This window comes from Deminuibacter soli (genome assembly GCF_003412455.1).
GTDB lineage: Bacteria > Bacteroidota > Bacteroidia > Chitinophagales > Chitinophagaceae > Deminuibacter > Deminuibacter soli.
This window is the reverse complement of the sequence record NZ_QTJU01000012.1, coordinates 100,926-114,995: the sequence shown is the minus strand read 5'-3', so window position 1 is coordinate 114,995 and position 14,070 is coordinate 100,926. Positions and strand designations below refer to the sequence as shown.

At 47.4% G+C, this 14,070-nt stretch carries 10 protein-coding genes; 3 read left to right on the top strand and 7 right to left on the bottom strand.

What is annotated here, in order from left to right; all coding sequences use genetic code 11:
- Positions 1-13: 13 nt before the first annotated feature.
- Positions 14-1,006 (bottom strand): ADP-glyceromanno-heptose 6-epimerase, encoded by a 993-nt coding sequence (rfaD, locus tag DXN05_RS22175; protein WP_116849486.1) that lies wholly within the window; start codon positions 1,004-1,006, stop codon positions 14-16.
- Between the two features lie 440 nt (positions 1,007-1,446).
- On the opposite strand from rfaD, the gene DXN05_RS22170 reads away from it, so the two are divergent.
- From DXN05_RS22170 to DXN05_RS22160, 3 genes are all read left to right on the top strand, one after another.
- Positions 1,447-3,636, top strand: a complete 2,190-nt coding sequence (locus tag DXN05_RS22170; RefSeq protein WP_116849485.1) for a glutamine synthetase III family protein — start codon at positions 1,447-1,449, stop codon at positions 3,634-3,636.
- A gap of 233 nt (positions 3,637-3,869) precedes the next feature.
- Positions 3,870-4,286 (top strand): hypothetical protein, encoded by a 417-nt coding sequence (locus DXN05_RS22165; RefSeq protein WP_147314037.1) that lies wholly within the window; start codon positions 3,870-3,872, stop codon positions 4,284-4,286.
- A gap of 40 nt (positions 4,287-4,326) precedes the next feature.
- Positions 4,327-4,734, top strand: coding sequence for a hypothetical protein (locus DXN05_RS22160; protein WP_116849483.1), 408 nt, complete (start codon positions 4,327-4,329; stop codon positions 4,732-4,734).
- Positions 4,735-4,945: 211 nt separating this feature from the next.
- Here the strand turns inward: DXN05_RS22160 and DXN05_RS22155 are convergent, their stop codons facing one another.
- From DXN05_RS22155 to DXN05_RS22130, 6 genes are all read right to left on the bottom strand, one after another.
- Positions 4,946-6,070 carry a TIGR03364 family FAD-dependent oxidoreductase gene (locus DXN05_RS22155; RefSeq protein WP_116849482.1) on the bottom strand — a complete coding sequence of 375 codons (1,125 nt, stop codon included), beginning with the start codon at positions 6,068-6,070 and terminating at the stop codon, positions 4,946-4,948.
- On the bottom strand, positions 6,063-7,367 hold the full coding sequence (locus tag DXN05_RS22150) for a DUF5690 family protein (protein WP_116849481.1): 1,305 nt from the start codon (positions 7,365-7,367) through the stop codon (positions 6,063-6,065). The genes DXN05_RS22155 and DXN05_RS22150 overlap by 8 nt, the downstream gene beginning before the upstream one ends.
- Before the next feature lie 9 nt (positions 7,368-7,376).
- Complete coding sequence (locus tag DXN05_RS22145) at positions 7,377-7,952, bottom strand: phosphonate degradation HD-domain oxygenase (RefSeq protein ID WP_116849480.1); 576 nt, start codon at positions 7,950-7,952, stop codon at positions 7,377-7,379.
- A gap of 14 nt (positions 7,953-7,966) precedes the next feature.
- Positions 7,967-9,037: an alkaline phosphatase family protein gene (locus tag DXN05_RS22140; RefSeq protein ID WP_116849479.1), complete on the bottom strand. Its 1,071-nt coding sequence runs from the start codon at positions 9,035-9,037 to the stop codon at positions 7,967-7,969.
- A 74-nt stretch (positions 9,038-9,111) separates the two neighbouring features.
- Entirely contained in the window at positions 9,112-10,716 is a 1,605-nt protein-coding gene (locus tag DXN05_RS22135) for a SusD/RagB family nutrient-binding outer membrane lipoprotein (protein WP_116849478.1), read from the bottom strand.
- Positions 10,717-10,736: 20 nt separating this feature from the next.
- Positions 10,737-14,066 carry a SusC/RagA family TonB-linked outer membrane protein gene (locus DXN05_RS22130; protein WP_245975276.1) on the bottom strand — a complete coding sequence of 1,110 codons (3,330 nt, stop codon included), beginning with the start codon at positions 14,064-14,066 and terminating at the stop codon, positions 10,737-10,739.
- Positions 14,067-14,070: the final 4 nt, after the last annotated feature.

Genomic DNA, 14,070 nt, shown 5'->3' with positions numbered 1-14,070 from the left:
GTTTTGGCTAAATTTAGTATTTTTTCCCCAATGCCAGGTAATGGCGCACATAGTCCTGCACACCTTCTTCCAGCGAATAAAACGGTTCGCTGTAACCAGCCTGGTGAAGCTTGTTCATATCGGCTTCTGTAAAGTACTGGTATTTGTCGCGTATATCCGCAGGCATATCAATGAATTCAATGTTGGCCTCTTTATCCAGCCCGGCAAACGTAGCATTCACCAAATCAATAAAGCTCCTGGCTTTGCCTGTGCCAAGGTTGTAAATGGCAGATACAGGCTGCTGCTTCATTAACCAGTAGATCACTTTCACCACATCTTTCACATACACAAAATCACGCAGCTGTTCACCGTCTTTATACCCCGCTTTGTGGCTCCGGAACAGTTTCATATGGCCATTTTCCCGTATCTGGTTAAATGCATGGAATATAACGCTGGCCATGCGTTTTTTATGCGCTTCATTCGGACCGTATACATTGAAGAACTTAAGTCCGGCCCAAAACGGCGGATGTGTGGCCTGCTGCAGTACCCACTTGTCAAACTCATTCTTGCTTTTGCCATAGGGATTCAGCGGCTGCAGTTCATTTACAATGCCATGATCATCTGCATACCCGTGTTCGCCATCGCCATAAGTAGCTGCAGAAGAAGCATAAATCAACGGCACCTGGTTAGCGGTGCAATATTCCCATACCTTCTGTGAATATTCCAGGTTCAGCTCCTGGTGAATGGCGTAATTGAATTCAGTAGTATCGGTACGCGCGCCAAGATGAATGATGCAAGCCGGTTTCACCGATTGCTGCAGCCAGTTAAAAAAGTTATACCGCTCTACAATTTCACTGAACTGCTTGTTTTCCCAGTTACCCCTTTTCGCTTCCACTCCAAAATCATCTACCAGCACCAGGTTGGTAAAGCCATTATCATTAAGATATTGCACCATGCAGCTGCCAATAAACCCTGCCGCACCTGTAACCACGATCAATGCCTGTGTATCTGTAATCTTATCTGTCATCTTTGTTCTGTATTATGGATTGCTTGTTCCAATTGTTCCATTGTTCCATTGTTCAATTGTTCAATTGTTCAATAATCTTAAACTTTAAACCTTAAACTTTTAAACCCTTGAACAATGAAACATTTGAACTCTTGAACATTTAAACTATTGAACGCGTAAAACGCGGCTTCGCCGGTGGCAAACCTAAGCCAAAACCCCGAGCCTCCCAAGCATGCCCGCAGGCGCAAAAATCCCCTTTGTAACCTGGATGAAGGGCCCAACCCATTACATTTTTTTAAATATTTGAAAAAAGCGTTCATTTTATACACAGACTACGAACAAAAAAGGCAAAACATTACGAAAATCAGGTTTTTTGGGACTTTTTTCCACATTTTTGTATTTTCGAGTTGTTATTCTTTGCAAATTAGCTTTGCTTTGTCCACGCAAAAATCAAATACCATATGTCTTTACGATTTCAGGCAATCAACAACTTAACAGATTTGGAGGAGGTGAAAGTAGAAGGCCCATCCAAAATCACGGCCATTTTTGGCGAGAATGTGTTCACCCTAACAAAAGCCCGCCAGTTCCTGAGCGATGAGGCTTATAAGAGCCTGATTGCCAGTATCAAAGGCAGCAAAAAAATTGATCGTGTAGTAGCCAACCAAATTGCCAACGGTATCCGTGCATGGGCCGAAAGCAAAGGTGTTACCCACTTTACGCACTGGTTTCAGCCTTTAACCGGTACCACTGCTGAAAAACACGATTCTTTCTTTACCATTAAAAGTGATGGCACGGCTATCGAAGAATTCGACGGCGCTGCGCTGATCCAGCAGGAGCCCGATGCCTCTTCTTTCCCAAGCGGTGGTTTGCGCGCAACTTTTGAAGCACGCGGTTATACTGCATGGGATCCTTCTTCACCCGCATTCATCATCGAAATTGGTTTTGGTAAAACCCTTTGTATTCCTACCATTTTCGTTTCTTATACAGGCGAATCACTCGATTACAAGGCTCCCCTGCTGAAAGCGCTCGAAAGCCTGAACAAGAGTGCCGTAGAAGTATGTAACTACTTTGATAAAAATGTTACCAAAGTAACTGCTACCCTCGGCTGGGAACAGGAGTATTTTGTAATTGACGAAGCCCTTGCCAATGCACGTCCTGACCTGGTACAGTGCGGCCGCACCGTATTCGGCGCTTCACCTGCAAAAGGCCAGCAGCTGGAAGACCACTACTTCGGTTCTATCCCCGAAAGAGTATACGCTTTCATGCGCGATTACGAAAACGAAGCCTACAAACTGGGTATTCCCCTGCGTACACGCCACAACGAAGTTGCGCCTGCACAGTTTGAGTGTGCGCCTATCTTCGAAGAAGTAAACCTGGCGGTAGACCACAACACCCTGCTGATGGACATCATGAGCCGTGTTGCCAAACGTCACAAACTGAAAGTATTACTGCACGAGAAACCTTTCGCAGGTATCAACGGTAGCGGTAAACACAATAACTGGAGCATGGCCACCGATACCGGTGTAAACCTGCTGGCTCCCGGCAAAACGCCGAAAACCAACCTGATGTTCCTTACATTCTTTGTAAATACCATCAAAGCGGTACACGATTATGCCGATCTGCTGCGTTCTGCCATCGCCTCTGCCGGTAACGACCACCGCCTGGGCGCAAATGAAGCTCCTCCTGCCATTATCTCCGTGTTTGTGGGTCAGTACCTCGCAAAAGTGCTGAACGACATAGAAACGCGCGTAGGTGACAAATTCGACGAGCAGGACGAAGCCATCCTGAAACTGGACCTGCACCGCAGCATTCCTGAACTGCTGTTAGACAATACCGACCGTAACAGGACTTCTCCTTTTGCCTTCACCGGTAACAAATTTGAGTTCCGTGCAGTAGGTAGCGCAGCCAACTGTGCCAGTGCTATGACCGTGGTTAACACCATTATGGCCGACACACTGAAAACCTTCAAAAAAGACGTGGATGCATTGATCGAGAAAGGCGACAAAAAAGAAATCGCTATCATGCACACCATCCAGAAATACATTGTTGAAAGCAAAAAAGTAGTGTTTGAAGGTGACGGTTACAGCGAAGAGTGGGAAAAAGAAGCAGAAAAACGTGGCCTGGCCAACGTAAAAACTTCACCGCTGGCGCTCGATGCCATGATTACCGACAAGGCCAAACACCTGTTCGAATCAAACAACGTATACTCACATAGCGAGCTGGAAGCACGCCACGAAATTGAACTGGAAAAATACATCAAGAAAGTTCAGATCGAAGCACGCATCATGGGCGACCTGGCCATCAACCACATCATTCCTGCAGCTGTTAAATACCAGAACACACTGGCAGAAAACATCAAAGGACTGAAAGCAGCCGGTTTACCCGAAAGCGCTTATGCCAGCCAGCTGGATATCCTGAAACAATTGTCTGAGCACATCCAGGTGGTGTACACTAAAACCGACGCCATGGTGGAAGCAAGGAAAATTGTAAACAACATGACAGAAAGCCGCACCAAGGCAATTGCTTACGAAAGCCAGGTAAAAGCGCCGTTCTTCGATGAAATCCGCTACCATGTAGACAAACTCGAACTGCTGGTGAACGATGCCGACTGGACGCTGCCTAAATACAGGGAAATGCTGCTGTTGCGCTAATTACCTGTTGTTTCATTTGTTCTTTATCTATTGGCATAGATACGGGGCTGTCTCCTTCCTGGAGACAGCCCTTTTTTATTGTTAAAACCGCCGGGCGGTTGTCGCAGAAAAAACGGCATTCATCGATCCATGGCCTTCTTTTCCTGCTGCAGATGTTAATCCGCCGTTAACCAGTTAAACCTTGCGGAAAGGCCCGGGTCTATCTTTCATTAGCAACAAAAAAAATGAATGCAATGAAAAAGATACTCTTCCTCTTCGCGATCGTATTGTTTGCAGCAGGCGCTGCACAGGCACAGACACAAGACAGTACTGCTGTAAAATCGCAGCACCAGCACAACCACATGGGTAAAGCGCACCACAAGAACCCGTTCAGGGAACTGAACCTGACAAAGGATCAAAACGATAAAATAAAGGCAATCAGCCAGGACGGCAAGGCTAAACGACAGGAAATAATGAACAATACTGCCCTGTCAGACGCAGACAAAAAACAGCAGCTGAAAGCATTGCACAACAGCAACCGCAAGGCAATAGCAGCTGTGTTAACGCCCGACCAGCAAACAAAGCTGAAAGAAATGCAAAAAAATCGTCGCCAGCATTCGCCCAAAAACCAGGGTACTTCACCGAATGACACCACACCCGCTAATAGCTAAGGCACGTTATTGGTAATTTCACTACTATAAATCTTAAAATATGAAAAAGATTATCGCATGCCTTGTGATGGTATTATCACTCACAGCCCTTCATTCATACGCACAGGACGGCGGCGGAGACCGCGCAGCCAGAATGCAGCAAATGAAAGAAATGCAGAAACAAAGACTGAAAGATTCATTGCAGATTGATGACGCAAAAGCCGAACAGGTTGTCAATATCCAGTTTGAATCTATGCAGCAGCAGCGCACGATCTGGCAAGACCAGTCTATCAGCGCCGACGACAAAAAAAGCAAAATGGCCGATCTCAGCGCCAAAACAAAAGACAAACTGAAAACCATTTTAACCGACGACCAGATTACCAAACTGGAAGCCATGCAACGTAACCGCATGCGCCAGGGCGGACCAGGCGGACGTGGTGGAAGAGGCGGCGATAATGGCAATAACTAATCATAGTGTTTCGTTTAGGAACAAAAGGGTTTCATACCGCGGTATGAAACCCTTTTTATATCCCTATCGGACAATATTTAGTCGTTACTCGCCAACAAGCCTCAAACGAACCTCAGACGATCATCCGACGAACCTCGGGCGAACCTATCAAATGCACCAAACAGGCAAACTTGCACCGCTATTGCCTATTCACTATTCACCAGCGATCTCCTCACTCACAATCCAACACCTCTTCCGCCAACCCAAACGAGAGCGTCATCCCTGCACCACCAAGGCCATTTACAATGGTAACCCCAGGCGCCACGGTTTCTATAAAATCGGTTTCCCCATTCGTGCGTTTGGGATAAATACCATTCCAGCTCTGAATAAGATCCCAGTTTTTAAACTGCGCAAATGTTTTCAGGTAATCCAGCACCAGCTGGTTCATCCATTGCTTATCAAACGGGTCGTGTACCAGCCCGTATTCGTGTGTGTCGCCAATCGTTAATTCGCCTTCCCCGTTTTGCGATACCATTACGTGAATGCCCCATTTCAAATAATCGGGCATTGTGGCTTCATACTGTTTGCGCAACTCAGCTAAAGCAGGCGCTACTTCAAAAGCTTTGTAATGAATCATGGATAAACCACCGCATAATGACGGACCAATACGCCAGCTGTCTGGCTGCGCAACCAGGCGCATCATCTGCAGCTTGCACTTGGTAAAATAATTCGCGGCAAACACTTCAGGATACAGGGTTTCAAAGTCTGCGCCGCTGCATATGTAAATGTTGTCTGCCGTATATTTTTTCCCGCCTGCCAGTACCGTATTGCCCTCAATGGCTGTAGCAGCTGCGTTGAATATAAATTGAGTGTGATATTTCGAAGTAAGATAAGCAGGCAGTTTTTCAATGGCCACGCGCGATTCAATGATCATTTCATCGCCGCTCCACAAAGCGCCTTTTAAACCGCTGGTATTTACAGCCGGGGATTTGGCAGCAGCTTCTGCCGCAGTAAGCATACCCACCGGGCGAAGGCCCTTGTTGGCGGTTACAAACTCTTCCATCACCTGCAGTTCAAGATCGGTATAAGCCAGGTGCAGGCTGCCCACCTCATCGCGCCACAGGCCGGCCTCGCTGCACACCTGTTGCCATATCTGTTTGGTTTTTACTGCGCGGTTATACATTTTACCGTTGGGCTGCCCCACAGGCCATACCATACCAAAATTGCGGATAGATGCACCCACCGCACGCTCGTTTCGTTCAATAACAGTAACCTTAACACCACGCTGTCCAAGACTGCGGGCCATAGCAAGCCCTACAATACCAGCGCCAATTACAATAGCTGTTTGCTCATGCATAAGAAGTTCCCATTTGAATTTGTGAAGAATGATATTTTTTTCTGAAGTAGAGCATTGCAGCAATGGTACCTGCAACGCCCAATATACTGATAACAATTACCGCATTGGTGAAAAAGGTTGTCCATGACACATGCAGACCGGTAAACTGTTTAATAAACAGCACCGCCACACTGCCCAGGTAACCGAACGAATCGGCCACATACATAACAAAACCTACATTGCCCTTAATACGGTAACTCGCAATCATGCGCTCAAAATACAGGCAGTTAAACGGCACATAACTCAGGTACAATCCCGCCCCTACCAGCATAATCCATACTGCGCCATTAACCTGTTGGTGCGAAAACAGCAGGGTGCTTACCAATGCCAGCACATAACCACCCATAATAATGTAATGATTAATGATAAAGGCTTTGATATTGCTTTTCACCATAATCAAAAAGCTCATGCACAACAGCACCACGATAGAAATAGGCACTTCCGTAGCTGCGAATATAGAAGGCTGGTTGCCATAGCCCAGCTCGTTCCACAACTCGTTGGCAAAATTATCCCTGAAATCGCGCAGTACAGTAAGCAGTACATAGGTAGTGATAATTACCGTAAGGCCTGGCAGGTAGGTTTGCAAAAACGCAGAACGTTCGGTTTTTGTCATGGGCTTGCGCTCGCTGCGGGCACTTACATCTGCAGCAGTAGGTGCAGGCATATGGTTAAGCAGCCAGGTAAACAGCAGCATGGGTACAAAAAACAAAGCGCCTGTATAAAAAGGCATCCACCATTCAGATACATGCCAGTTAAGCAGGATATACTTGCCTACCGTTTTTACAATACCCGATGAAAAAATAAAACTCACAGACAGAACTGCGCCCATGTACTCCGTTGCCCTGCGGCCTTCGAGAAAGCTGAACACCAGCCCCCATACCATGCCCAGCGGAAAACCGTTGAGCAGCAGGAACACGATGTTATACGGTGCAGGTGTAATGGCAAACAGCAGCAATGCCAGCCACGACCAGGTAATCAGCAGTATAATACTCGGTGCTCTTTTATCGCCCTTCATACTGCTGATAAAGCGGATGCCATAAAACTTGCTGAGCATATAACCAATTACCTGTGCAGTAACCAGCCATATTTTATAGTCAATGTGCAAAAACTGCTCGGTGTTGTAACCTGCCGCAGTAAACGGTTTTCTGAATGCATACATACAACAGTACACGCCGAAAGAACACACAGCGGCAAAGGTAGAGACCAGCCATGCCGGTGCGGTGGTTAATTGTTGTTGCAGTTTACGGGAGATGATCATAGCGTGCAGTTAGTTGTCGTTTAAATAATCCACCATCATTTTCTCAAAATGCGACAAGGGCAGCAGCACCGTGTCGGTACTTTTGGCCAGCTCATCCCAGCGGCGCACCTTAATGATGTCTTCAAAAAAGGGGTGGCGACTGAAGGCAGCCGCTTCCGTATCGCTCATGGGGCCACCCTGCCATTCCAGTGTTTGCAGGCTGGCAGGCGATAATTTTGCGCGGTAGCCGGGGTCTGTAGCCACCAGGTAACGCTTGGCCTGCACATGCATATCAACCATCGCACAAATGCGGTCAGAAAAACCATGCTGTTTTAAATACGCTGCCCCAATGCCTTCATGGTTTACCACGCCATAATCGCCCATGGCTTCTGTAGGCTGTTCGTGTTTCAGTAAATGACCGATATCGTGTAAAAAGGCGCCCAGCACCAGTTCCATATCACCACCCTCGGCCAGTGCCTGCATGGCACACTGTATCATGTGCGATGACTGGGTTACCGGTTCGCCGTCGTAATCTGCTGCGCCATGCTGTTTAAACAGCTGCATAATGCCGGCAGCTATCTGTTGATTTTTGTCTGAGTGAATCATGCCAGTCTTAGTTATTATTGTTCAAGTAAATTGCTCACAGGTTTAACCACAGGATGTGCAGGCACAAAATCAAAGCCCAGCAATGCAGCCATGGTAGGCGCCAGCTGGCGTTGATACAATTGCGTATGCGTATCTTCTCCCAATGGTTTTATACCGGGGCCCATGGCTGCCATCCATATCTGGTCGGCATCTTCCACTTTGGCACCATGATCACGCCATTGTTTTTTAATCTTATCGCCACGGCCATGATCGCAGGTTACCAGTAGCACCGTATTGTTGGCATAACCGGGTGTTGACTGCAGCAGGTGCCATATATCGGCAATCATGGCATCTTCGGCGTGTGCTGCTTTCAGGTACTGATCGTACAAACCGCCATGCGCAAAATCATCTGTTTCATCAAAGGCAATGTACAGCACACGTGGCTTATTGGCTTTTAAATATTCACGTGCAGCGAGGTAGGTAATTACATCCGGGCGCACACCGATGGGGCGCGGTGCCAGGCGTTGAAAATCGTTCGTGAGCTTTAATACGGCTGCATTGCCGGCCAGCGTATCAGTATCAGTGTTCACATAAATACCGCTGCGCTGTGCGTTGAGAATATAGGGAAACACATCCCAGGTAGTAAACGCAGCCACCTTGCCTTCAAAGCCTTTCTGTTTGTTGATAAACTCCAGTACATTGGTGTTTTTGTTCAGCACCTTATCGTTCGAGTTTACAGCTGTATCAGGATAGCCGGTAAAGATTTCGTTGTAGCCGGGATAAGAGAAACGGTATGGGTTGGTTACATTCACATAACTGCCTTTGTTGCGGTTGCCGAACAACTGGCCTTTGGCAACCACTTCGCTCCACAAAAACGGGAACAAGGTGCTGCGGCGCGCATTGGCGTCGTTTACCCACCACTTCTTTTCTTCTTCTTTGGGGTCTTCTGTAAAGGCATGAATCAGTGCGCTGTCTGCGCCGCCGAATACCTCTTCCCAACGCATGCCGTCGAGGGTTACAATTACCAGGTTCTGCGCCTGTTTATGCTGCGCATGCAGACCAGTGAGGCTAAGCATTACTGCAAGTGAGAGTGCGATTTTTTTCATGGTATACACTGTTATAAAAAGAAGTAAGCAAAGCCCCGCAGGGCTTCGCTTTACACTTTATGAAAAACCTTGGTTTAGTTGCTTTTCAACAGCCACATGGTACCGTTGATATCATCGTTGCCGCTGTACTGGTTTTTAAGCGCATCGGTATAGTTGGTGGTATTGGCCGAACGTTCTGCAGAGGGGTACTGGAAACGCTTGGGAATACGCTCACTGTTACCTGTACCCGGACCAGTGGTAAACACCGGTATTTGTGTTCTGCGGTTCTGGTAGTAGGCTTCCAAACCCGAATGACGGAACAATGCCAGGTATTTCTGCAGCAATATTTCTTTCAAACCATCGGGGTTATTGCCGGCATAAGCAACCGTAGGCTGGCCATAGTATGCTGCAAAATCAGTGTTTACAGTATAGCTGTCATACGTACCCAAGCTGGCACCTCTTTTCAGGAAGTACACAGTTAATGAACCTGTTTGCGGAATACCGTAAAAAGCCAGTGAGGTAAGCATACCGGTTTTGTAGTAGCTTTCTGCATTGCCGCTTATCCAGCCGCGGTTAATGGCTTCTGCAATATTGAAACACTGTTCTGCATAACCTACCTGTATGCTGGGCTCGCCTGTATAACCATCATAATAACGTTTCCTGTTCAGCAGTGAGTACACGCCTGCATTGGTTTCCTTGTACATGTCACCCAGGTCTTCGCCGGGGTCAGCACCAACAAATGCGTCAAAGCTGGTGGCTGCAATGCCTTTGTCCAGTTTGGCTGTTGCAGGCTCGGCTGTTACAAACACACGCGGATCTTTTAAAGAAGTAAGTAGCCCGATGTAAGTACCCGAAGTATTGTAACGCAGGGCATCGTTACCAAAGTTATTCTTGTTGTTGGGATACAGGTTGGTAGGCGCGATATAGAGAAACTGGAGGTTATCATTGGCATCCTGCAGCAAGGGGTATTTGCCGGGGTTGTTGATGATATCCGCAAACTGCTGTTTGATGTTCAGGTCAGCATCTGCTACCCTGATGCTCAGGTTAATGAGCAGGCGCAGCCTGTAGGCATTCACCACTTTCTGCCACTGTGCCAGCGGGTTGGAAGTGCTGCCGAAATAAAAATCGCCTTTCAGTGTCTGGCCTTCGGCTGTGTTGCTGCTTGCCTTGCTCGCCAGCTGGCCCAGGTCGGTATTGGCCGAATCGAGCCATTTAAACGCCTGGATAAAGATCTCTTTCTGCGTATTGTATTTCGGTGTAAGCGTAGCTTCCCCCTTCAATGCATCGTTCATGGGCAAATCACCCACTTCCAGGCTCATTTTGGTAAAGAAATAAGCCCTGAAAAATTTACCCAGCGCCTCGTACGGGTTTACCGCTTCACCGCCATAGGCAATGGCCTGCGCTTCCATTTTCTGTACGTTCTTCAGCGTGTTGTAATAATCATCCATACCGCCGAAATCGTATTTGTTATTGCCATAATAATCGTAGTTACAGCAATAGTACTGGCCCCATCTTTCCTTCATGGTATAGGGCGCATCGTACATGTTAAACAACACGCCGTTGAGCAGCAGTGAAGGCTGCACGGTGGTAGGCACGTTGGGGTTTGAGTTAAGACTGTCGAAGCTTTTTTTACAGCTCGTGGTTAGTACCACCGTACCCATTACAGGCAACAGCAATAACCGGTATATTAATTTTTTCATACTATGCTTGTTAATGGTGTTTAGAATACAACATTCAGGTTAATACCATACCTGCGGGTAGTGGGCGATTGCAGTACTGACAGCGAGGTAGGACCGTTGTACTGGTCAAGATCCACATCTTTAAAGCGTTTGTCGCCATAGAAGTAAATCAGGTTGCGGCCTACCAGCGATACGGTTACCTTGCTCATAAATGTTCTGTTCAGCCATTTTGCAGGCAGATCGTAACCAATGGTTACTTCGCGCAGTTTGGCGTAGCTTTTACTCATGAGGTTCGATTCGTCGATGCCGTAGTATTTACTTACATAGTCCTGTACGGTTGCCACATTCTTGTTGGGCGCAAACGTGAGGTCTTTGTAATTGTCAATAGCACCGGTAGTAGAGTTGTAGTTAATCTGGCCGCTGGTTAATACCACACCTTCACCTACATATACACCTTTGTAGTTGGCATCACCTGCATGGTCGTTATCGGCTGAACGGGCGGCACCCAGTGCACCTTCTGCAGTTTCTATGTTACGGCCACCGCGCATGGTTTTGTTGCGCATGTAATCAACCATTTTACCACCTACGCTTCCGTCAAACTGGAAGCCCATCGACAGGCCGCGGTAGCTCAGTTTGTTGTAAATGCTCCATGCATAATCGGCATTCAAATAACCCAGGAACTGTGCAGCACGTGAATCTGTTAAAGGTTTGCCTGCGTTATCGTTGATAATTTTGCCATCCTGTGTTCTTACAAATGCAGTACCGTAGAATTTATCTACACGGTCGCCTTTTTTATAGAAGGTGTTATACAACTGCTGTCCCGGAGGCAGCTCGTCATATTTTTCACGGAAGGTTGACCAGTTTACCAGCACATCCCAGTTAAAGCCTGTCCTCGTTTTTACCGGTGTGCCCTGCAGTGATACTTCATAACCTGTTTTCTTTGTTTTCAGCGCGTTCAGATAGTAGTACCCGTAGCCGGTTGAAGAAGAAATGGTGTTCTGCAGAATTTGCGGGCCATCTACGTACTGGAATGCAGTAGCGCTTAAGCCCAGCCTGTTTTTCAGGAAGCGGATATCAAAACCTTCTTCATAGTTTACGCGCGTTGCGGTTTTGATATTGGCGTTGTAAATATTGTTGGTATAGCTCGCTGAAGGCTGGTTGTTGTAATTTTTGTTCACCGAGTAAGCGGCAATTAATGCATAGTTAGGTCCGCCATAGGGTGATAAATAGTTGTTGCCATAACCCAGCGGGTAATCGGTAATGCTGTGGCCTGATGGTGAACCGCCCAGCGCTGAAATTGTTGAGAACGGTGCTGTACCTACTTCTGCACTGGTAGCATCGGCACGTACGTTCGCATAAGATGCACGCAGCTTCAGCAATGAAATAGCTTCAGGCAGTTTTACATAATCAGAGATAACGGTAGATACGGATACGCTTGGGTAAAAGAACGACTGGTAACCGATAGGCGCTGCAGATGATTTATCCCAGCGGCTGGTAAAACCAATGTTTGCATATTTACCCAGTGCGGCGTCCAGTGATGCATAACCGCTGTACACACGCATATCGCTGGCAAAGCTGCTGGCCTGCACAGGGTTCAGCGAATTGCTGAAGCTGTATACACCAGGCACGCTTAAATAATCGGTAGAGGTAAAGCTGGAGTTGTAGTTAAAGAACCGGCCGGTACCTCCTACCAAACCGCTCAGGCCCAGGAAGTCACCCACGCGGTAGTTGAAGTTCAGCTGCAGGTCTGTATTGTTTTCAAACAGGCTGCGGCGGTCTTCGCGGTAATCACCCTGGTTCTGCTCACGGCCATAAGGGTGGGCGGAATAAGGCATTTTTTCATTGCGCAGCAGGTCGTACGTAGTGATCTGCGTACGGGCCAGCAGGTTCAGGTGGTTGTCAATTTTATACGTAGCAGCTACATAACCGAAAATATCGTTTTTGTAGTGGCCGCGTGTCCACTCTTTCACCATGAACCATGGGTTGTGGTAACGCTGGTATTCGGCAAAAACAGACTGTGTACCTACTTTACCAGGCTGCCAGATGCCTTTGATATCAGGCGCATTCACATCCCAGTCAGCACCTGTCCATACAGCCATGTTGTAGATTAAGCTGTTGGGACCATAATCCACATCCGGGAAGTTGGGGGTATACTGCCTGTTGTAGTTCAGGCTACCTTCCACTTTTAAACGTGAACTGGGATTGTAAGAGCCGTACATGTTAAAGTTGGTAATGTTCAGCTGCTCGTTGGGAATAATGCTCTGCTGGTAAGAATGCGATAGAGAAAAACGCAGGTTGTAGTTGTCACCCGAAGTGCTCAGCGAAATATTGTCGGTGGTTTGGAAACCTGTACGCAAAAAGTGCTTCAGGTTGTCTTTACCGCGTGCAATAAACGGTGTTGGCTGAATATGACCTGTCCATACCTTACCACCCGGGAAAGTAGTGGTGAAAGTGGTGTTGGGATCGTATTTGCCATCATACTGGGGAATAAGCTGGCCGTTGAATTTGGGACCCCATACGTCATAATCATTGTCATTCAGGCCACCGCCCTTACCGTCACCGAATGCATACAGTTCGTTTTCGCCTGGACCGTATTCATCCTGCGTACGTGGGAAAGCGATAAAACCTTTATCAAATGAGTTGGTAGAGTTCAGCTCAACAGTAAAGCCTTTTTTCTTCAATCCTTTTTTGGTCGTGATCAAAATGGCACCATATTGTGCACGGGCGCCATACAGGGCAGCAGCAGTTGGCCCTTTCAGTACGGTGTAGGTTTCCACATCATCCGGACTGATATTCCAGGTGTCTGAGCTAATTGGCACACCATCTACCACATACAGGCTTATTTCGTTACCGCGCAGGATAACGGTAGGTTTGCGCAGCAGTTCGGCAGAAGGGCCTACAGATAAACCGGCGATTTTACCGGTTAAGCCTGTAACCGGGTTTTGATCCCTGGCTTTTACCAGGTCTTCACCCTTGATTTCCTGAACGGCATAACCCAGCTTCCTGGTTTCTTTCTTGATACCGAAAGCGGTTACCACCACTTCGCTCAGCTGCTTGGAAGAAGCGTTGATTTCGAGGTCGAGAAACGCGTCGCCGGTTACATCCACCAGCTTCACATCATAACCTACATAAGAGATGGTTAAGGCGTCACCTTTGGCAGATGGAATGCTGAAAGCACCATCATTACCGGTGGCTACGGATTTGCCCGATACACGGCTTGCAATGGTAGCACCGGCTACGGGATTTTTGGAAGTAGCGTCTGTAATCTTCCCTTTTAACTGGAAAGATTGCGCAAACACCACACTGAACATGAAAAGGGCAATTACGGTAAGTAACGGCGCCCTGAACCTTTGGGATAGTTGCAGATTCATAAGT